Raw genomic sequence first — 19,775 nt, forward strand, 5'->3', positions numbered from 1 at the left:
GACTGTTCTTTCCTGTAGGAGCGCACCCAGTGCGCGATCAAAGTGACTCACGGCGACAACCCGGCGCCGCGGTCGCGCACTGGGTGCGCTCCTACAAGGGCGGAAGATGCCGTCTCAATGAGCGTTGTCCAGGAACGCTTCGATCAACGCGCCGCGGTAGCGTTGCCGGTGAAGCAACAGCGACAGCTTGCGGCGCAGGTCGAGAAACGGCGTGTGCAGCACTTTCAGGCGCCCGGCCGCGACCGCATCGATCACCGCCACCTCGGGCACACAGGCGATGCCGAGGCCGGCAATCACCGCCTGCTTGATCGCTTCGGCCTGGTCCAGCTCCAGCACCGTCTCACCCGGCGGCAGGCTCGATAACGCCCGCTCGCTGAGGCTGCGCGTCGCCGAACCCGGTTCGCGCAATACCCAGCGTGCACCCGCAAAGTCGGCGGGTTGCAGGCGGCGCTTGCGCGTAAGCGGGTGGTCGGGGGGCGCACAGACCACCAAGGCGTCATCGCGCCAGGGACGTACTTCGAGCGAAGGGTGAGCCACCGGACCCTCCACGCAACCCAGTTCCAACGCGTGATCGAGCATGGCCGCGACGATGCCCGCCGTGTTGGAAACCCGCAGGCGCACCGACACATGCGGATGCGTGCGCACGAAATCGCCCAGCAACTCCCCCACGCGGTAATTGCCCACGGTGTTGCTGGCGCCGACACGCAGTTCGCCACCGAGCTCGTCCGCGCCGCCGCTGCCGACGCGACCGAATTCGGCATAACGCTCCAGCAGCTCCTGCGCCAGGGGCAGCAGTTCGCGGCCGCGCGTATTGATCCGCAGGCGCCCGCGCTCGCGGGCGAACAAGGGAGCATCCAGCTGTCGCTCCATCTCCGCCAGCGCCATGCTCGCCGCAGGCTGGGTGAGATGCAGCGCCTCGGCGGCGGCACGCACGCTGCCCAGGCGTGCGATCTGCACGAACACCTCGAGCTGGCGCGGGCTGATGTTTACCATCATCAAATCTTATTACATGAATCAATAATTCCAAATTTTCCTGATTGACATGCAGGCGGACAATGGCGCCATTGCAGGAGACCACCATGAGCACCACCACCACTGCCGCTGCCTCAACACCCTCGCTGTCCCAGCGGCTCCCAGGCCTGGTGCTGGCGATTGCCATCGCGGTGGTGGCACTGGGGCTGGGTCGAACCCTGCCGCTGATCGGCGGTCCGGTGTTCGGCATCGTGCTCGGCATCCTGGTGCGCAACCTGGTGTCCCCGGGTGCTACCTACACGCCTGGCATCCAGTTCGCGGGCAAGCAGGTGCTGCAGTGGTCGATCATCGCCCTCGGCTTCGGCCTGAGCCTGGATCAGGTGGCGAAGACGGGACTGGAATCGCTCTCGGTGACACTGGTGACGATGACCGTGGCCTTTCTCGCTGCCTGGCTGCTCGGTCGCGCGCTTGGCGTGCACGACAAGCTGAAGATCCTGATCGGCGTGGGCACGGCGATCTGTGGCGGCTCGGCTATCGCGGCGGTCACGCCCATCATCAAGCCGGACGAACACGACACCGCGTTCGCGATCTCGACCATCTTCCTGTTCAACCTGGTGGCAGTGCTGCTCTTCCCGCTGCTGGGCCACCTGCTGCACCTCTCCGACCTCGGCTTCGGCCTGTGGGCGGGCACGGCGATCAACGACACCTCGTCGGTGGTGGCGGCGGGCTACAGCTTCAGCAAGCAGGCCGGCGATTACGCCACCATCGTCAAGCTCACCCGTGCCACGCTGATCATCCCGATCTGCCTGGTACTCGCCTTCGCTACCGCGTGGAAGCAGAAGAAGCAGGGCGCGACCGATTTCAGCCTGCGCCGCATCTTCCCTTGGTTCATCCTGTGGTTCCTGGTGGCGTCGGCGGTGCGTACGGCCGGCCTGGTGCCTGTGGCGATCCAGCCGGTGCTCCACATGGCCGCCGAGTTCCTGATCATCGTGGCGCTGACCGCCATCGGCCTCTCGGCCAACCTGCGCAAGATGGCCTCGACCGGCGCTCGCCCGATCCTGCTCGGCCTGGGTGTATGGGCTGCGGTGTCGGTCAGCAGCCTGGTGGTGCAGCTGGTGATCGGACAGCTCTGAGCATTGCCCCTCACCGCGTCGACGCGGCAAACTCGGGCCTCCGCCTTTCGCAGGCACGTCCAAGGGAATGTGGCATGGACGCCATGTGGCGAAGATTGTGCATTGCCTGGCTCGCGCTGCTACTGGCCTCGACGGCCATGGCCTCCGCCAGCGACGAGGCGGAACAGCGCGTACTGTTTGTCGGCAACAGCCTGACCTATGTAAACAGCCTTCCGCTGATCTTCGAGCTCACCGTCCAGGCGCAGGGCGGCTCACCGCGTTTCCGCGCCGACATGTATGTCCGCGGCGGCGCAAGGCTCGGCGAGCTGGAACAGGAACCCGAGCTACGCAAGCTGCTTGATTCGGGTGTCTATCGGGTCGTGGTGCTGCAGGAACGCGGCGGTGACGCGCTATGCCTGCGCCAGGGCAGTGAAACCGATGACGGTGCGCGCAAGCGCTGCGAACAGATGACGGCCGCACATGTCGGCCTCGCGCGACGCGCGCGCGAACACGGCGCGCGCGTGATGTACATGGGCACCTACCAATCCAGCCCACAGTTTTCCGCAATGCTGGTGCGCGCCGAGTCCGCACTCGGGAAACAGATGGGCGCACCCGTGCTGGAAGTGAGCGAGACACTGCGCAAGCTGCAATCGCGGCATCCGGACTATCCCTGGCTGTTCAGCGACAACGCGCACCCCGGCATTGCCACAACGACACTGATGGCGTTGCGCGTCTACCAGGCGCTTGAACCCAACGCGCCGATCCGACCGTATGCGCTGTGCACGGCGAGCAACCTTTACACCACTCGGCTGGGCGAGCACGCTTTCGTACAGCACGACAAGCTCAGCGCAGCGACTGGCCCGGCGCGATGCCTGCTGAGCGAGGCGCAGACACGCTCGATCATCGACGCCTTGTCGGTGCCCAAGGGCTGAGCCGGCCAAGGAGCCACGCATGCTGATCGAAGGACGCTGCCATTGCGGCAATATCATTTTCTCGCTGCGATGGGAGCCCGATCCCGAGGAGATTCCCGCCCGCGCCTGCGATTGCTCCTTCTGCACGAAGCACCAGGGTGTGTGGACGTCCTGTCCGGATGGCCATTTGCGTGTTTCGGTGCAGGACGCCGCCCGGGTATCGCGCTATGCCTTCGGTACGCGTACGGCGGAGTTCCACGTGTGCGCACGCTGCGGCGTGATCCCGCTGGTCACCAGCGCCATCGATGGCAATCTCTATGCAGTGGTCAACGTCAACGCGCTGGAAGGCATCGAACCCTCTCGCTTGAAACGCAGTGCGGCGAGCTTCGGTGAAGAGGAGGCAGGCGTACGCCTCGCGCGTCGCCAGCGTTACTGGATCAAGAACGTGGAATTCGCCTGAGCATGGCACGGACCACGCGCCGTTCCGCTCATCACTTCCGCGCGAACTGCTGCAGGATACCCATCGCCGGTGCGAGCTGGCTGGCCGTCTCTGGCCCGAGTTCGTGCCGGCCGACGATGTACTCCGGCGAGTTGCAGGCGATCCAGGCATCGCCATGCTCGTCCTCCCACACCAGCGCCTTCAGCGGCAGATCCAGGCCAATGGCCGGCTCCATCTTCATCAGCGGCGTGCCCGACTTCGGGTTGCCGAAGATCAGCATCTGCTCGGGTCGCATGGCCAGCCCCGCCCGCTGCGCATCACCGCTGAAGTCGATCCGGGCGAACACCGTAAGCCCATGCGATGCAAAAGCCTGCTCCAGGCCTTCGATGGTCTTCGCCACGTCGAGGTTGGAACGGAAGCGAATGACCCCGTAGTGCGGGACCCCGAGGCTGGAGATGTCGTTGGGCATGGCGCACCTGGACTGATGACGGATCGCGCGATGCTCCAACGACCACCGTCAAGGCGATGCATGCGTCAGGACGCCCGCATTCATGGAAGCATCCTGACGTAGCAGGCGAGGATCAGCGCACGCCGCCGCCAGCAAACAAGCGTTCGCCGGTCAGCCAGTACGAGTCGTCCGACGCCAGGAAGGTGACGATCGAAGCGATGTCGTTCGGCTGGCCGATGCGGCCTAGCGGGGTCTGCGCGACGGCATGGGCGTGGAAGTCCGAACCGATGAAGCCGGCCGAGTGGGTACCCTCGGTTTCCACCATGCCCGGGTTGACCGCGTTGACGCGGATCTTGCGCGGACCCAGTTCTCGCGACAGCACGCCGGTGATGGCATCCACGGCGCCCTTGGTGCCGGTATAGACGGCACTGGTCTCCGGCACGATGCGCGTGACCAGCGAACCGATGTTGATGACGCTGCCGCCCTCGCCGAGATGCTTCGCGGCCGCCTGGGTGGTCAGCAGCAGGCCGAGCACGTTGACGTTGAACTGCTTGTGGAAGTGTTCCTCGGTGATCTGCTCGAGCGGACTGAATTCGTAGACGCCGGAGTTGTTCACAAGGACATCCAGCCGGCCGAACTGCTTGACCGCGGCGTCCACGATGGCCTGCGCGTCGGCGGCCCTGGAAACGTCGCCACCGACGGCCACAGCCTTGCCGCCGGCCTTCTCGATCTCGCTGACCACGGCGTCGGCGCCGGCCTTGCTGGAGGCATAGTTCACGACGACAGAAGCACCTTCGGCGGCCAGCGACTTCGCGATGGCAGCACCGATACCCTTGGAGGCGCCGGTGACGACGGCCACTTTACCTTTGAGCTTGCTCATGACGGGATCCTGATGGGGGTGAGGGGGGGACCACTGGGAGTTCTTAACTCCCATAGTTCGTAACATACGAACTCATGAACTAGTTTTCAAGAGCTGGTAAAATGCCGCCATGCGTCCGTTGACCCACCCCTCGATCGACGACATCACCGTGGAGGGCATCCTCCATGCGCTGTCCGACCCCGTACGCGTCCGTATCTACGCGCAGCTGGCCTGCGCCGAGGGCGCCAACAGCAGCTGCTCGGCCTTCCTGCAGATGGAGGACCGCTGCATCCCCAAGTCCACGCTGTCCCAGCATTTCCGGGCCCTGCGCGAGGCAGGCCTGATCCGCAGCGAGCGCCGCGGCGTGGAAATGCTCAACACCACCCGCTGCGACGAGATCCAGCAACGCTTCCCCGGCCTGCTGCCGGCGATCATGCACGCGCACGCGATCCAGTCCGGCAAGCCGCTGCCACCAGACCCTGAGGACCAATCGTCCGATTGACCGCGTGCCTGGCATGCGTCAGCGCGCTCAGGTGCTTCGCGAAGCGCGACGGGTGTCGGCGCTTGAGATCCTTTTGATTGTGCAGGAGTCATCGCCCCACTTCTGCGTTGCATGAGGGATGCGCCTGCACTGGGCATGCTGGGACAAGAGCTGAGAGAAGATTGTTGCCGCTGGAAGCGTCGACAAGCTGTCGCTGTTTACGACAGCGGACGCCGAGATTCAGGCGTCATGCGGCGCATGAAGTGCGCGGTTATCGCTATATCGGCAATCGCTGCCGGATGACATCCATCTCAGCTCACGATGCGAAGTGAATCGTGGCCATCCATGGCCGGCGGTCCCGTCCGTGCATCCCCTGGGACAACGCAACCATAGCGGGACAGACGCCGAAGCGGCATCTCATACAAGTCGTAGGAATATTCCTACAAATGTGACGTCAGGCCTTGCCCTGCTCCACCAGCGTCAGCGCGACTTTGTCACGCAGATACACAGGCAACGCGTGCTCGGGAGCCGTTGCGCGGCCCGCGGCGAATTCGCGTGCAGCCAGTTCCGCGACGTGACGCGCCTGCGGATAACGCACGCCTTCTGCGGAACGCAGCTCGCCCGTGAGATGTCGGCGAACTTCCTGCTCATACGTGGACCAGCCCGTACCGACGACGTGCCAGTGCGATTCATTCGGCAGCACGAGTGATTGCGGCAGGCACACGCGTTCTTCGTCGAGTGCGATCAGCCCACCGTTGTCGTCACGGCGGTAACTCGCGGCATAGATCTCGCCCATGCGCGCATCGATCACGGCGAGGATCGCGGCGTCATCTTCCGGCGCCTCGAGCGCCAGCGCGGCAAGCGACGACACGGTAACCACGGGCACGTCCAGCGCCAGCGCCATGCCCTGCGCCAGGGAAATACCGAGCCGCACACCGGTGAACGCCCCGGGGCCACGGCCAACGGCAATGGCATCGAGTGCGTGACGTCCGAGGCCGGCTTCGGCCAGCAGATTGTCGGCCATCGGCAACACCAGCTCGGTGTGACGGCGTGGCGCGACTTCGCTGCGCGCGATCACTTCGTCGCCATGGACCAGGGCGACGGAGCAGGCTTCGGTGGAGGTTTCGATGGCGAGCAGATTCATGAGGACTCCATGGTAACGGCAAGCGCCGCCAGGGGCACGCTTGCCATGGTGCGGCCGGGTCCGGGCCACGAGCGGGCACCGGCGCGGCAACGTCGGGTGCATGGATGGCAAACACGGGGCAGCGATCCATTACCTGCCAGGTAATCGCTTGTGCGCATGTCGGGTCGCAAGCTGGACCCACCAAAACGCACACGAAGAGGAGAACCACCATGACCACCCACGCCCATGCCCTCGCCGAACGCTATATCGCCAGCTGGAACGAAACCGACACCCTGCGCCGTCGCAGCCTCATCGAAGACGTCTACAACGAGCACGCCCGCTACACCGATCCCATGGTGGACGCCAAGGGCTGGGAGGCCATCGACGCCACGGTGAGCGCGGTGCAGAACATGTTCCCCGGCCACCGCTTCACGCTGGCCGGTGATGTCGACGCCCATCACGACACGCTGCGCTTCCAGTGGCACCTGGCCGCACCCGGCGCAGACGAGCCGCTGGTGATCGGCTTCGACGTCGCGGCGATGGAGGGCGGCCGCATCGGCCAGGTCTTCGGTTTCCTCGACAAGGTGCCGCACGTCATCTGACCCATTCGCGCGGGCGGGCATCACCGTCCGCGCCCACCGGAGACCTCACCATGCCAACTTTTACCACCAACGACGGGATCACCCTGGCCTATGAAGATTGGGGCCGCGGCAAACCTATCCTGTTCGTCCACTCGTGGGCACTGGACTCACAGATGTGGGCACCGCACATGCTCCACTTCAACGCCATGGGCATGCGCACCATCGCCATGGATCGCCGCGACCATGGCCGCTCGGATCGACCTTACGACGGCTATGACTATGACCGTCTCGCCGATGATCTGGCGGCGCTGATAGAGCACCTGGATCTTCACGAGCTGACCTTGATCGGCCACTCCATGGGCACCGCTGAATGCGTGCGCCTGCTCTCGCGCCACGGCAGCGAACGCATTGCCCGCGTGATCCTCCTCTCGCCGGTGGCCCCGTGTTATCTGGGTGACGACGGCATGCTGCTACCTGCGTCCATGTTCGCCCCTGCACTTGCCGCCATGCATGCGGATTTTCCGCAGTGGCTCGCCGAGGGGGCGGACGGCTTCTATCTGCCGAATGAAACAGGCACCAGTGAAGGCGTGATCCGTCGCACCATCGACATCATGCTCAGCACATCGCTGCATGCCGCGACCGAGTGTTTCCGTACCCGCGTGAGCGCCGATCTGCGCAGCGAGCTGCCACACGTGGACGTACCGATGCTGGTCATCCATGGACAGCGCGATGTCAGCGAACTCGTCGACTTTGGCCGTGCCATCGCCCGGTTGGTCCCGGGATGCCGGTACCTGGAATACGCCGATGCACCGCACGGCATGTTCCACACCCACCAGCGCACGTTGCTGAAAGACATGCAGGCTTTCGTAGGTACTCTTGCCGATGCATGACTCCCGGCGCACGGCACGGCCGGCGCGCCATGGGATCATCGGTACAACGGGTCGAACGGAACCCGGTATGCAGCACGAGGAGCCAGTGCATGAATGCTGTGGCTGTCCAGCAACGCCCGGTGGGTGACCTGCTGCGTGAATGGCGGCGCCACCGTCGATTGAGCCAGCTCGATCTTGCCAGCGGCGCGGAGATTTCCACCCGCCACCTGAGCTTCATGGAATCGGGCCGATCGCAACCGAGCCGCGACATGATCCTTCGCCTCGCCGAATACCTGGATATTCCCTTGCGCGAGCGCAACCAGCTGCTGATATCGGCGGGATTCGCTCCGGCGTACCGCGAACGCGCGCTGGCCGACCCCGCGCTCGCTTCCGTGCAAGACACCATGCGCCTGCTGCTGCGGGGCCTGGAACCGTATCCGGCCCTGGTGGTCGATCGCCACTGGCATCTGGTCGACTGCAACCTGGCCACTCAACGATTGCTCGCCGGACTGGCGGCGCATTGGCTGCAGCCACCGGTCAACGTGTTGAAGCTGAGCCTGCATCCGTCGGGGCTGGCGCCGCGCATACGCAACCTGCCGGTATGGCGCGCGCATCTGCTGGAACGTTTGCGACGACAGGTCGATGCGACGCAGGACTCCGAACTGATGGCCCTGCTCGCCGAGCTGCATCGCTACCCGGGCACCGAGTCACCGCAGACGCATACCAACGACGCCATCGCCGTACCCATGGAACTCGAACTCGACGGCATCGTGTTGTCGATGCTGAGCACGACCACGGTATTCGGCACGCCCATGGACATCACGCTTGCCGAACTTGCCCTTGAAGCGTTCGTTCCCGCCGATGCCGCGACGGCACAACACCTGCAGCAACTCGCTGCTGGCTAGGTTCATTACGCCTGTGCGGGTGGCTGCCACAGCTCGATGCGCGTGCCTTCCGGATCCATGACCCAGCCGAACCGGCCGAACTCGCTGTCCTCGACGCGGTCATCCACGGTCACGCCGGCCTCGCGAAGCTGGGCGAGCATGCCGTCGAGATCGTCCACGCGGAAATTGATCATGTAAGGATGCGCGCTGGGCGCGAAGTAATCCGTGTCGGCAGAGAACGGGCACCACACGGTGTAACCGGGACGCCCGGCATCATCGTCAAAGCGCACGCCGCCCCATTCCTCGACCGCCATGCCCAGGTGCTTCGCGTACCACTCGCCCAACGCCTTGGGATCGCGTGACTTGAAGAAAATGCCGCCGATGCCGGTGACCTTGGCCATACCGTCGCCCTCCTCCACGGTGGAATACCGGCGACATCCTCGCCCTGTCGAACGGTGGAATCCAGTGCCCTCCTGGATGAACGGAGGCAAATGGTCGGACCAACGGCGCTCAGTCGACCGGGGACGGGGTCTCTGCAAAGAAGGCCTGCACGTCCGCCAGCGCGCGCGTACGCGGCATCGGCGGCAGGCTGTTCAGGAACAGACGTCCATATCCCTTGGTGGTGAGGCGCGGATCGCACAGCACGAGCACGCCGCGATCGTGTACATCGCGGATCAGGCGTCCTGCGCCCTGCTTGAGCGCGATCACTGCGCTAGGCACTTGCCAGCCCATGAAGGGGTTGATGCCCGCGTGTTCCAGTGCCTCCAGCCGTGCCTGCAACACCGGATCGTCCGGTGCGGCGAACGGCAGCTTGTCGATCACAACCACGCTCAACGCTTCTCCGGCCACGTCCACGCCTTCCCAGAAGCTCGCGGCGCCGAGCAGCACGCCATGACCGCTGGCGCGAAACTCTTCCAGCAGGCGATGGCGCGGCGCGGTGCCCTGGACGAACAGCGGCCACGGCACGCGCTCACGCAGCAGATCGGCCGCACGACGCAGGGCGCGATGCGAAGTGAACAGCAGGAAGGCACGACCGTTGGAGGCATGCAGGACAGGCAGCACGGACTCGATCACGCGATCGGTGTAGTCGCGCACAGCGGGATCGGGCAGGCCTTCGGGCAAATAACACACGGCCTGCTTCGCATAATCGAACGGGCTATCCACATGCAGCGTCTGCGGATCTTCCAACCCGAGCTGCCGCGCGAAGTGGTCGAAGCTGCCCGCCACTGACAACGTGGCGGAGGTATGGATCCAGGCCGCCTGCGTCTGCTCGCGCATCGCGCGAAGTGGCGCGGCGAGATCGAGCGGTGTGGCATGTAGCGCGAACCCACGCGGAAACAGTTCGAACCAGCGCACGTCCCGCTCGCTGTTGCGTTCGGCGATACGGTCAAGGCGTTCGCTTAGATGCGCGGCGCGCTCGTGCGCGTTGGCGAAGCCGCGCGACCGCTCTGCCTGCGAGACCAGCACATCGGTCAGTGCCGCCAGCACTTCGCGCGTGTCATGCAACGCGGCGTTGATGGTGTCGCTGGCTTCCAGCAGATGGAACGGGCCACGCTCGGGCAGCCCCTCCATCGTCAGCCGCAGTTTACGCACGGAATCCTGCAACGCTTCGATCGGCTCGAGCAGCAGGCCGATGGCGCCGGTGACGCCATTGCATTCGTTGAGGCTGTCCTGCGCGAGTTCGGTGAGCTGTCGCGCACTGATGCTCTGCGAGAAGAACTGGCCAGCCAGCTCGGGAATCTGATGTGCTTCGTCGAGGATGAAGGCTTGCGCACCCGGCAGGATTTCACCGAAGCCTTCCTGCTTCAGCGCGAGGTCCGCAAACAGCAGGTGATGATTCACGACGACGAGGTCGGCTTCCTGTGCCTCGCGCCGTGCCTTCACCACATGGCAGTCGTCGTAGAACGGACACTCCACGCCCAGGCAGTTCTCTGGCGTGGAGGTGACGCGCGGCCACAGCGGCGACTCCTCCGGCACCTCGGCCAGCTCCATGCGGTCGCCTCGACGGGTGCGCGCCGACCACGCCCGAACGGCGGCGAGTTGCGATGCCTGCGTGCGGTCGAAGGTGGCGCCTTCACGTACGGTCTGGTCCAGGCGATACAAGCACAGGTAGTTCGAGCGGCCTTTCAGAAGCGCCATCTTCAGTCGCGCGTCCAGCACGGAACGCACGCGCGGCAGGTCGCGAAAATACAACTGGTCCTGCAGCGCCTTGGTGCCGGTCGAGACGATCACCCGCTCGCCGGACAACAACGCCGGGACCAGGTAGGCAAAGGTCTTGCCCGTGCCGGTACCGGCTTCGGCGACCAGGGTTTCGCGCTCGATGATGGCGTGCTGCACCGCGCGCGCCATCGCCTGTTGGGCGGCACGCGGGGCGAAGTTGGGTAGCTCGCGGGCGAAGGGGCCTTCCGTGCCCAGCAGCGCGGCAACGTCCTCTTGATCGATCATCTGTTAAGTATGGCGGAGCTTCCGCCGGCCTGCGAATGCCCTAGACTTCCACCGGTCTCTCGCGGAGCATCGCCATGTCCACGCCCACCAGCGGCATCGGTCAGATTGCTGTCACGGTCAGCGACGTCGATGCGGCGCTGGCGTTCTATCGCGACATCCTCGGGCTGCCGTTCCTGTTTCGCCCGGCACCCAATCTCGCCTTCCTCGACAGCGACGGCGTGCGCCTGATGTTGTCCACGCCACAAGGCGGGGGCTCGGTGGGCGGCAATTCCATCCTGTATTTCAGGGTGGACGACATCGACAAGGCCTTCGCCGCGTTGCTCGATCGCGGCGCGGTGGGCGAGCGCGAACCGCAGGCCACGGCAGAGCTATCCGACCACACGTTGTGGTTGGCGTTCCTGCGCGATCCGGATGGCAATCTGGTGGGGTTGATGGAAGAGCGCAGGCGCTAGCGCGAAGCGCTCACTTGTAGGAGCGCACCCAGTGCGCGACCGCAGCGCAACGGCGGCACCGCACCAGGCGGTTTTCGCCCGTGCGGAACCCTGGATGCTTCAACGCTCCGTCGGCTATCGCGCACTGGGTGCGCTCCTACAGGAGCGTGTGCTACTTCAACGGCTCAGTAACGCGGCAACCCTTCCACATGGCACTGCGCCACCGACTTGCTGGCGCTCGCGGCGCCCGCGTCATCATCGGCGTGTTTGCGCAGTTCGACGATGGTCTGCCAGTTGCGGGCGCACAGCGGCCCGAGCTTCGGGCCCAGTTCCCACGAGCGGTGCGCGAGCTTCTCGGCGCTGCCGTAATCCTTCAGGCGAATCGACAGCTCGGCGCGGTCCTGCAGCAGGTCCGGCGAATCCGGGCTGATCTTCAAGGCCTGGTCCAGCTTGGTAGCCGCATCCTGGTACTTGCCCGTGCGCAGGTCGCCTTCGGCGGCATCCTGCAGCGCGGCCACGCCGGGGTCACGCAATGGGTTCACGTCGATGACGGACTTCTCCTTGTCACCTGCCGCACGGATCGACGCCAGCATCTGCTCATCCGAGATCGTCGGGCGCGTGGCCTGGGCCGGCACGCTGGGCTGGGTGCACGCGGCAAGCAGCAGGACCGCCAGCGTGGCGGGAATGGCGGAATGACGAAGAAGTCGGCGCGACATGATCAATCTCGGACGGGTGCGGGGGTGGCAGGCGCGGAAGACGAGTCGGCGCTGCCGAAAAGATTGCCGACGCGCTGCCAGAAACAGCCTTCGGCGTCCTGGCCAAGTGTACCGGCGACCACCGGCAATTGGCGCGCACCTTCACATCCTTCTTCCGAGCGATGGCCGTTGGCATTGATCCAGGCCATTTCCAGGCCGTCGCCCGGCGCTGCCGACAGCGGGCGCGTAGGCAGCTTGCGGAACAGCTCCTGCCACGCGCGCAGGCTGCCGGTGGCGCCATACAGGCCGCTCGGCTTGTTGTCATCGCGGCCCATCCAGAACAGCGCGAGGTGATCGCCCGTGAAGCCAGCGAACCAGCTGTCGCGCATGTCATTGCTAGTGCCCGTTTTGCCGGCGGCATTGAGATAGGCGAGGCCCGAGCTGCCGATGGAAGCGGCCGTGCCCGAACGCGCCACCTGCTGCATCGCCCACGTCACCAGGCGTACGGCCGGCTGGTATTCGCCGGGACCAGTCTTCACTTCATAGCGCTTGATCGTCTGGCCCTTGCCATCGACCACGCCACGCACGGCCAACAGCGGCAACGCATGGCCGTCGGCTGAGATGTACTGGTACAGCTGCGCGGCCTGCAACGGCGACATGTCCTCGGCGCCGATCAGCAGCGAAGGACTCGGATTGACGTCGGTGAGTCCGAACGATTCGAGGAACGCCTTGATGCGCGGGATACCGACGGTCATGCCGAGATTGATCGTCGCCAGGTTCCACGAATGCACCAGGCCATCGATCATTGGCACCGAGCCGTGCACATCACCTTCGTCGTTCTTCGGCGTCCAGTAGCTGCCATCGGGTTGGCGCATGCTGATCGGCGAGTCTTCCACCGGGCTGCCGAGGTTCCAGCGCTGCGGACTGGCGAGTGCCACCAGATAGACCAGCGGTTTCATCAGCGAGCCGATCGGGCGACGCGCGTCCATCGCGCGATTGAAGCCCTGCTCGCCCGGCGTCTTGCTGCCCACCATGGCGAGCACCGCACCAGTCTTCGCTTCGGTCACCACCGCCGCAGCCTGCGCCGCTTCACCACGCTTGCCGAGGTTGGCCGCGGTCGTGGTGATCGCCTGTTCCGCATACAGCTGCGCGGCCGGATCGAGCGTGGTGAAGATGCTCAGGTTGCCGTTCGAAAGCGTCTCGTCGTCGAAGTCGTTGGTGGTCTGCGCACGCACCAGCTGCATGAAGGCCGGGAAGCGGTTGTGCGGCAGCTGTCCGTTGGTGACGATGCCCAGCGGCGTGGCCTTGTAGGCGGCGATCTGGTCGCTGCCGATCAGGCCCGTCTCGACGAACTGGTCGAGCACGAGGTTGCGGCGCACCAGTGCACGATCCGGATAGCGACGCGGATCGTAGTAACTGGGGCCCTTCACCAGGCCGATCAGCAGCGCCATCTCCTGCGGCTTGAGGTCTTCCATGCGACGGCCGAAATAGAACTCCGACGCGGCGGCAAAACCATGCACCGCCTGATTGCCCTGCTGGCCGAGGAACACTTCGTTGACGTAGGCCTCGAGGATGCGGCTCTTGTCGTAATGCGTTTCGATGAGGATCGACATCAGCGCTTCGTTGAACTTGCGCGTGAGGTTCTGCGAACGATCCAGGAACAGGTTGCGCACCAGCTGCTGCGTGAGCGTGGAGCCGCCCTGCACGGTGTGGCCCGCACGCAGGTTGGCGAACGAGGCGCGCAGGATCGCGGTGAAGTCGATGCCGATGTGATGCTTGAAGTCGCGATCTTCCACTGCCTGCAGGCCACCGATCAGCAGCGGCGGCACGTCGGCGAGGCGTACGATGCGGCGCTCTTCCTGCTGCGATCCGTACACCGTGGCGATGCGCGCGGGATCGAGATGGACCAGGTCCAGCGATCGGCCGGTACCGATGTCCTTCACGCTGGCCACCTGCCCCTTGCCCAGCACGACGCGGATACGCTTGGGCAACTCACCACCATCAGGGCCGGCGTAACCACGCGAGGCGATGTTGTAGGTGCTGCCGTCCTTCGCCCAGGTGCCCGCCACCTGGCCGCGTCCGTCATTGCCGTAGCCGGCGAAGGTCAGTTCGAGCTCCAGCGCCGCGGGCGTCATCGGCGTGCCGGTAGACAGTGGCAGCGGCCGCGCGTAAACGCGCGTGGGCACCGCGAAGACCAGGTCGTTGAAGCGGTCCTGCACCCGCTTGTTGAGCACCAGGGTGTAGGGCAGCACGAAGCCGAAGAGCAGACCCATGCAGATCCAGAACGGAATGCGCACCCAGGGCCAGACAGCGCTGGCGAACGAACGGAGGCGGGTCAAGAAGGCCAAAGAGGGAGAATCCTGAACAGGAGGGGCCACGCGATCATAGGACCCGCTTCCCGGCGGGTATCTGAACGCCAGCGGCAATTTGTGGCGTGGATGTGGCCGAAGGAAGGCGCCCGCGAGGTCTCAAGCCCCCCCTCTCCTACTTTTGTAGGAGCGCACCCAGTGCGCGACCGCAACACCCCGTTATCAAGTCACCACGCGGTTTCGCCACAGAATCAGGGGTTCCGGCGAGGCCAATCGCGCACTGGGTGCGCTCCTACAGGGGGGTGTTGGGCTCCCAGCAGGCGGCGTCGGGCTGGAACGGGCGCGGTGAGACGCCCAGCAGGCGCTGGAGCTCGCTGTTGTCGGCGATGAGGTTGGCTTCCAACCGCGTCAGCGGACCGCGCAGCCGGGGTACGGCGTGGCGACCCAGGTGCAACAGCGTGGCCGGGACGGGAATGGGCAAGGTGCCGATGGGCAGGCTGCGGCGCACCCGGGCAAACATCTCGCCGGCCGTGAGCCGCTCGCCCCCACCCAGCGGCACGATGCGGCCGGCCGCTTCGGGATGATCCAGCGCGGCCACCACGGCGGCGGCGATGTCATCGGCATGAACCGGCTGGCGCAGGCCCCGACCGGCGGGCAGCGGAAACACCCGCAGTCGCATCGCGCGGCGGGCGATCGGGGTGAGACTCTTGTCGAGCCCCGCGCCGTAAATCAGCGTGGGACGGAAGATCGTCCACAACGCCCCCTGCTTTTCGCAGGCAGCGGCCAACGCCAATTCACCATCGCGCAGCGACTGCGAAATCGCGCGCTCGGCCGGCACATCGGAATCCTGCTTGGATTCGGCACTCATCGAACTGGTCGCGATCACCCGCGTTCCCGGCGCCAGCACCAGCGAGGACAGCCACTGCGCAAACGGCAGCAGCGGGCCGAAGCTGATGATCACCAGGGGACGCCCCACGTCCGGCACGCGATCGGGCAACTTGCCCTGTACCCAGGTCAGCCCGGGTTCGCTGGCACGCTCGCGGCGGCTCAGCGCGATCACGGTTTCGCCGCGCGCGTGCAGGCGCGGCAGCAGGAAGTGGCCGATCTGACTGCTGGCCCCAAACACCATCACCGTCATGAGCGATTCCTCAGGAACCGGACTGCAGGCGTGCCATCAAGGTGGCCAGGCGTGGATTGCCCGGCATGAGTTTGCGTGCACTATCCAGCGACTGGGCAGCACCGGCGCGGTCGCCACTGTCCAACTGTCGTTCGGCCTGGTCCATCCAGGCACTCGCCAGCCGCTGGCGCAGCACGCCCTGGTTCGTGTTGCCCGGCGACAGGTCGGCCAGGTCCGCCAGCCGGCTGTTTGCGGTGGACAGGTTGCCGCTCGCCACGGCCTGGTTGAACTGGCTGATGGCGAGATTGGGCAGGTTTTCCAGTCCATTGCGGGCCGTTACGTTGTTGCCGTCGATGGCGAGCGCCTGCCGGTAAAGGTCATAGGCGCTCTCGCCCGGCGGCAGCATGAGATTGCCCTGCCGCGCCGCCGTGTCGGCACGCAATATCGTGCGCGACAGCTCGGCGCTCTGCTGCGGAGTGAGCGGCGGGTGCTGCAGCCCTGCTGCGCTGTCGTCCTCGGCGTCGCTCGCCACCTGGGCGGCTGCGGCGGCTTTGTGGCGCTCGCCCTTGCTGGTCGGCTGCGCTTCCTCGGCGGTTGCTTGCTTGTCACCACCGCTGCCGGCCTGCGCGGCCGCAACGGATTTCCGCTCGTCGGTCAGCCGTCCGCGCGCCGCCGCCAGTTCTGCAGAATGCGGGGCCAGCGCCTCGGCCTGATCCAGCAAGGGACTGGCATGCGCGGTGTCACCGCTGTCGAGCGCGGCATTGGCCTGCACGATCAGGGCCTGGGCCACCTGGCCGAGACCGGTCTTGGCATCGTCGTTATTCGGATCGATGGCCAGTGCGGCCTTGAAGTGCGCCAGCGCGGTGTCGTCACCGTCACCGGTGATACGGCCGGCACGCAGCGCATCCTGACCCTGCTTGATCGCGTCCGTGACCTGGCTGTTGTTCTGCTGGTCGGCCTGCACCAGCGCGGCGCGCAAGGCAGGCAGCTCACCGTAGTTCGGCAACAGCACGGCGATGCGGTCGACCAGCGCGGAGGCCGCCGCATGATCGCCGGCATCCAGTGCCTTGTGGGCCTGGCCGGCGAGCGCGTCGGCCACCTTGTCGAGCCCATGCAGGGCCACGGCATTATTTGGATCGGCGGCGAGCATGCGCCGGTACAGCGCGCCTGCACCGTCGTCGCCATCGAGCTTGCCTGCATCGAGCGCCTGCTGGGCCTGGTCGACCAGCCGATCCGTCTGCACCGAACCGTTACGTGCGCTGGCAATGGCCTGGCTCAGGCGGTCGACGTCGCTACCGCCGCCCAGCAACTCACGCGCCGTCGTCAGCGCCTGGTCGGCCTCATCGAGCTTGTGGGCCTGCAGCGCCGCGTCGGCGCGGGAGATCTCGGCCTGACCCACGTTACGCAGGCCATCGCGGGCGCGATCGTTGTCTGGCTGAAGTGCGCGTGCCGCTTCGTACAACTCGCGTGCGCTGGTACCGTCGGTGCCTTCGAGGCGGCCGTCCTGCAGCGCCGTATCGGCGCGACTCAACAGGTCACCCAGCTCGGTGCTGGGCACCAGTCCACGCAGCCTGTCCTGTCCCATCCACACGCTGGTGCCGATACCGATCACCACCAGCAACGCCAGCGGCACCAGCCAGCCGCGCTTGCGTGGGCGCAGCCGCGGGCGTGACGTGGGTTCACGCGGGGGCACCGGGCGACGCATGTCCGGCGCGAGGTTGAACTTGGGCAGGCCATCCTCGTCCCGGGGCATCTCGTTCGACGAGGTCGGCGAGGCTGGCGTATCCAGGTTGTCGAGGCTGCCCAGGGTCGGCTCGGTACGGCCTGGCGACCCGTGGTCGTTGTGGTCTTTGCGTCCGTTCATGGGCCTAGGGAGGTGAGGTTTCTCGCTTGCAGCTTAGCATCGCGGGGGGCCGGGACCGGCCCGCCCGCGCCCGGCGTTCAGCCAACGCTGACGCGGCGCGCGTCGACCACGTTGGGCAAGGCCACCAGTCGGGCCAGCAAGCCGGACAGCTGTTCGAAATCGCGCACGCGCAGGGTGAAGCGCATTTCCACCTCGCCCGTGCGGGTGAACACGCGGCTCGACGAGGCGATGATATGCGCGCTCGCGTTGCTGATCAGGCTGGTGACGTCCTTCTGCAGGCCCTTGCGATCGTAGCCATGCAGTTCGATGTCCACTTCGTAGGCGCGCGCCGCGGCCTTGCCCCACTCCACGTCGATCACGCGGTCGGGATCGCGACGCACCAGGCGCGCGAGACTCGGACAGTCGGCGCGATGCACGGAGACGCCACGCCCCTTGGTGACGAAGCCCCGCACCGGATCGCCGGGCAAGGGCTGGCAGCAGCGCGCCAGCGTGGTGAGCAGGTTGCCCACGCCTTCGATGCTTAGCGCGCTCTGGCCCGGCACGGCCGGCCTCGGCGGCGCAACGGTGGCGGACTGCGTCATGGCCGGTGGCGGTGCAGAGGCCTCCTGCAGCACGCGTGCGATCTGTCCCGGAGCGATTTCGCCCAGTGCCAGCGCCACCAGCAGTTCATCGTGCGTCTTCACATGGAAGTGCGCCGGCAACTTGCCGATGTCCGCGGACGGCAAGGCCAGTCGCTTGAGTTCTTTTTCGAACATCGCACGACCGGCGGCGACGTTGGCGTCGTGCGCAATCCGGCGGAACCACGCGCGCAGCTTGTCCTTCGCGCGCGAGGTATGCAGATAGCCGTGGTGCGGCGACAGCCAGTCGCGGCTGGGCTCGGCCACCTTGGCGGTAAGCACTTCCACGCGATCGCCGCTGGATGGCTGGAAGGTCAGCGGCACGATGCGACCGTTGACCTTGGCACCACGGCAACGGTGACCCACCTCGGTATGCACGTGATACGCGAAGTCGAGCACGGTGGCGCCACGTGGCATGTCCACCACCTCGCCCTTGGGCGTAAGCACGTAGACGCGGTCTTCCAGCAGTTCGGTGTGCAGATCCGCCGCGAGGTCACTTTCACTGTCCGGACGGGGCTCGAGCAAACGGCGCATCCAGGCGATCTTCGCCTCGAACTCGCTGTCCCCCGCACCACCTTCCTTGTAGCGCCAGTGCGCAGCCACGCCCAGCTCGTTGATGCGATGCATCTCGTGCGTGCGGATCTGCACTTCCAGCGTCTTGCCGCGCGGCCCGATCACGGCCGTATGCAACGAGCGATAGTCGTTGCCCTTCGGCCGCGCGATGTAATCGTCGAACTCGCCCGGCAGATGCGGCCACAGCGTATGCACGACGCCGAGCGCGCCATAGCAGTCGGCCACGCTGTCCACCAGGACGCGCACCGCGCGGATGTCATAGAGGTCGGAGAATTCCAGCGACTTGCGCTGCATCTTCTTCCAGATGGAATAGATGTGCTTGGGACGCCCGGCCAATTCCGCCCGGATGCCCGCGGCATCGAGCGCGCGATGCAGCAGGTCGAGCGATTCGCGGATGAACTCCTCGCGGTCGACGCGGCGCTCGTCCAGCAGCTTTGCGATGCGCTTGTAGGTTTCCGGTTGCAGGTAGCGGAAGCTGAGGTCTTCCAGCTCCCACTTGAGCTGCCAGATACCGAGGCGATTGGCGAGCGGCGCGTGGATGTCCCGGGTGAGCCGCGCCAGCGACTGACGCTCGGCCTCGGGCCACGCACTGGCCACGCGCATGCGCGCCACTTGCCGCGCCAGCAGGATGAACACCACGCGCACGTCACGGATGATGGCCAGCAACAGACGCCGCAAACCTTCAGCGCCGTGATCGGCGCCGTGCTGGGCGTGCAGTGCCCATACCCGTTCGGCAGCCACCTGCCCGGCGACCAGGCGCTGCAACACGGGCGGCAACGTCGACTCGCGGTGCGCCCATGTTGTTGGATCAACGCGGGCGACCTCAAACCAGAGTGCCGCCGCCTGGGTCTGCGCATCGCATCCCAGCATGGCGAGCAGATCCAGCACATCCGCGTACTCAGCCTGGTTGACCGCCAGCGACGCGCACGCATCCAGCGCCTCGCCCAGCACAGGCGGGACGCGGCCGGCACGTTCGCGCCACTGGGTGAGACCCGGGCTAGCAGTGAGGGCGGCTTGGACCATGGCGCCATTCTAGTGCAGGCGC

19 protein-coding genes are annotated in these 19,775 nt (G+C 65.9%); 8 read left to right on the forward strand and 11 right to left on the reverse strand.

Going from position 1 to position 19,775, the window contains the following annotated elements; translation table 11 throughout:
* Positions 1-114 precede the first annotated feature (114 nt).
* Positions 115-993 carry a LysR family transcriptional regulator gene (locus EPB08_RS12460; protein WP_130619876.1) on the reverse strand — a complete coding sequence of 293 codons (879 nt, stop codon included), beginning with the start codon at positions 991-993 and terminating at the stop codon, positions 115-117.
* An 86-nt stretch (positions 994-1,079) separates the two neighbouring features.
* On the opposite strand from EPB08_RS12460, the gene EPB08_RS12465 reads away from it, so the two are divergent.
* The 3 genes from EPB08_RS12465 (at position 1,080) to EPB08_RS12475 (ending at position 3,455) form a co-directional block, all read left to right on the forward strand.
* On the forward strand, positions 1,080-2,105 hold the full coding sequence (locus EPB08_RS12465) for a YeiH family protein (RefSeq protein WP_130619442.1): 1,026 nt from the start codon (positions 1,080-1,082) through the stop codon (positions 2,103-2,105).
* 74 nt (positions 2,106-2,179) lie between these two features.
* Entirely contained in the window at positions 2,180-3,016 is an 837-nt protein-coding gene (locus EPB08_RS12470; RefSeq protein ID WP_205746348.1) for an SGNH/GDSL hydrolase family protein, read from the forward strand.
* Between the two features lie 19 nt (positions 3,017-3,035).
* Positions 3,036-3,455, forward strand: coding sequence for a GFA family protein (locus EPB08_RS12475; RefSeq protein ID WP_130619444.1), 420 nt, complete (start codon positions 3,036-3,038; stop codon positions 3,453-3,455).
* Between the two features lie 31 nt (positions 3,456-3,486).
* On the opposite strand, the gene EPB08_RS12480 is transcribed toward EPB08_RS12475, so the two are convergent.
* Positions 3,487-3,903: a DUF302 domain-containing protein gene (locus EPB08_RS12480; protein ID WP_130619445.1), complete on the reverse strand. Its 417-nt coding sequence runs from the start codon at positions 3,901-3,903 to the stop codon at positions 3,487-3,489.
* A 112-nt stretch (positions 3,904-4,015) separates the two neighbouring features.
* Entirely contained in the window at positions 4,016-4,762 is a 747-nt protein-coding gene (locus EPB08_RS12485) for a glucose 1-dehydrogenase (RefSeq protein WP_130619446.1), read from the reverse strand.
* A 109-nt stretch (positions 4,763-4,871) separates the two neighbouring features.
* Here EPB08_RS12485 and EPB08_RS12490 point away from each other — a divergent pair, with 109 nt between their 5' ends.
* Complete coding sequence (locus tag EPB08_RS12490; RefSeq protein WP_130619447.1) at positions 4,872-5,243, forward strand: ArsR/SmtB family transcription factor; 372 nt, start codon at positions 4,872-4,874, stop codon at positions 5,241-5,243.
* 433 nt (positions 5,244-5,676) lie between these two features.
* Here EPB08_RS12490 and tsaB read toward each other — a convergent pair whose 3' ends face one another.
* Positions 5,677-6,366, reverse strand: coding sequence for a tRNA (adenosine(37)-N6)-threonylcarbamoyltransferase complex dimerization subunit type 1 TsaB (gene tsaB, locus EPB08_RS12495; protein ID WP_130619448.1), 690 nt, complete (start codon positions 6,364-6,366; stop codon positions 5,677-5,679).
* Positions 6,367-6,575: 209 nt separating this feature from the next.
* Here tsaB and EPB08_RS12500 point away from each other — a divergent pair, with 209 nt between their 5' ends.
* The 3 genes from EPB08_RS12500 (at position 6,576) to EPB08_RS12510 (ending at position 8,700) form a co-directional block, all read left to right on the forward strand.
* On the forward strand, positions 6,576-6,947 hold the full coding sequence (locus tag EPB08_RS12500) for a nuclear transport factor 2 family protein (protein ID WP_130619449.1): 372 nt from the start codon (positions 6,576-6,578) through the stop codon (positions 6,945-6,947).
* Positions 6,948-6,997: 50 nt separating this feature from the next.
* Positions 6,998-7,816 carry an alpha/beta fold hydrolase gene (locus tag EPB08_RS12505; protein WP_130619450.1) on the forward strand — a complete coding sequence of 273 codons (819 nt, stop codon included), beginning with the start codon at positions 6,998-7,000 and terminating at the stop codon, positions 7,814-7,816.
* A gap of 89 nt (positions 7,817-7,905) precedes the next feature.
* Complete coding sequence (locus tag EPB08_RS12510) at positions 7,906-8,700, forward strand: helix-turn-helix domain-containing protein (protein WP_130619451.1); 795 nt, start codon at positions 7,906-7,908, stop codon at positions 8,698-8,700.
* Positions 8,701-8,705: 5 nt separating this feature from the next.
* On the opposite strand, the gene EPB08_RS12515 is transcribed toward EPB08_RS12510, so the two are convergent.
* Together EPB08_RS12515 and yoaA are read right to left on the reverse strand one after the other, a co-directional pair.
* Positions 8,706-9,080 (reverse strand): VOC family protein, encoded by a 375-nt coding sequence (locus EPB08_RS12515; RefSeq protein ID WP_130619452.1) that lies wholly within the window; start codon positions 9,078-9,080, stop codon positions 8,706-8,708.
* A 109-nt stretch (positions 9,081-9,189) separates the two neighbouring features.
* Positions 9,190-11,124 (reverse strand): DNA repair helicase YoaA, encoded by a 1,935-nt coding sequence (gene yoaA / locus EPB08_RS12520; protein WP_130619453.1) that lies wholly within the window; start codon positions 11,122-11,124, stop codon positions 9,190-9,192.
* 74 nt (positions 11,125-11,198) lie between these two features.
* On the opposite strand from yoaA, the gene EPB08_RS12525 reads away from it, so the two are divergent.
* Positions 11,199-11,576, forward strand: coding sequence for a VOC family protein (locus EPB08_RS12525; protein WP_130619454.1), 378 nt, complete (start codon positions 11,199-11,201; stop codon positions 11,574-11,576).
* Between the two features lie 164 nt (positions 11,577-11,740).
* Here the strand turns inward: EPB08_RS12525 and EPB08_RS12530 are convergent, their stop codons facing one another.
* The 5 genes from EPB08_RS12530 to EPB08_RS12550 all read right to left on the reverse strand — a co-directional run bounded on the left by EPB08_RS12530 (position 11,741) and on the right by EPB08_RS12550 (position 19,753).
* On the reverse strand, positions 11,741-12,271 hold the full coding sequence (locus EPB08_RS12530) for a tetratricopeptide repeat protein (RefSeq protein WP_130619455.1): 531 nt from the start codon (positions 12,269-12,271) through the stop codon (positions 11,741-11,743).
* 2 nt (positions 12,272-12,273) lie between these two features.
* Positions 12,274-14,598: a penicillin-binding protein 1B gene (gene mrcB, locus EPB08_RS12535; protein ID WP_130619456.1), complete on the reverse strand. Its 2,325-nt coding sequence runs from the start codon at positions 14,596-14,598 to the stop codon at positions 12,274-12,276.
* A 253-nt stretch (positions 14,599-14,851) separates the two neighbouring features.
* A complete protein-coding gene (locus EPB08_RS12540) occupies positions 14,852-15,697 on the reverse strand; it encodes an SDR family oxidoreductase (protein ID WP_130619457.1) in 846 nt (281 codons plus the stop codon).
* A 10-nt stretch (positions 15,698-15,707) separates the two neighbouring features.
* Positions 15,708-17,540 (reverse strand): hypothetical protein, encoded by a 1,833-nt coding sequence (locus tag EPB08_RS12545; RefSeq protein ID WP_130619458.1) that lies wholly within the window; start codon positions 17,538-17,540, stop codon positions 15,708-15,710.
* Between the two features lie 77 nt (positions 17,541-17,617).
* Positions 17,618-19,753: a bifunctional (p)ppGpp synthetase/guanosine-3',5'-bis(diphosphate) 3'-pyrophosphohydrolase gene (locus tag EPB08_RS12550; RefSeq protein ID WP_130619459.1), complete on the reverse strand. Its 2,136-nt coding sequence runs from the start codon at positions 19,751-19,753 to the stop codon at positions 17,618-17,620.
* Positions 19,754-19,775 lie beyond the last annotated feature (22 nt).

It is taken from the genome of Dyella amyloliquefaciens, assembly GCF_004296575.1.
Taxonomy (GTDB): domain Bacteria; phylum Pseudomonadota; class Gammaproteobacteria; order Xanthomonadales; family Rhodanobacteraceae; genus Dyella; species Dyella amyloliquefaciens.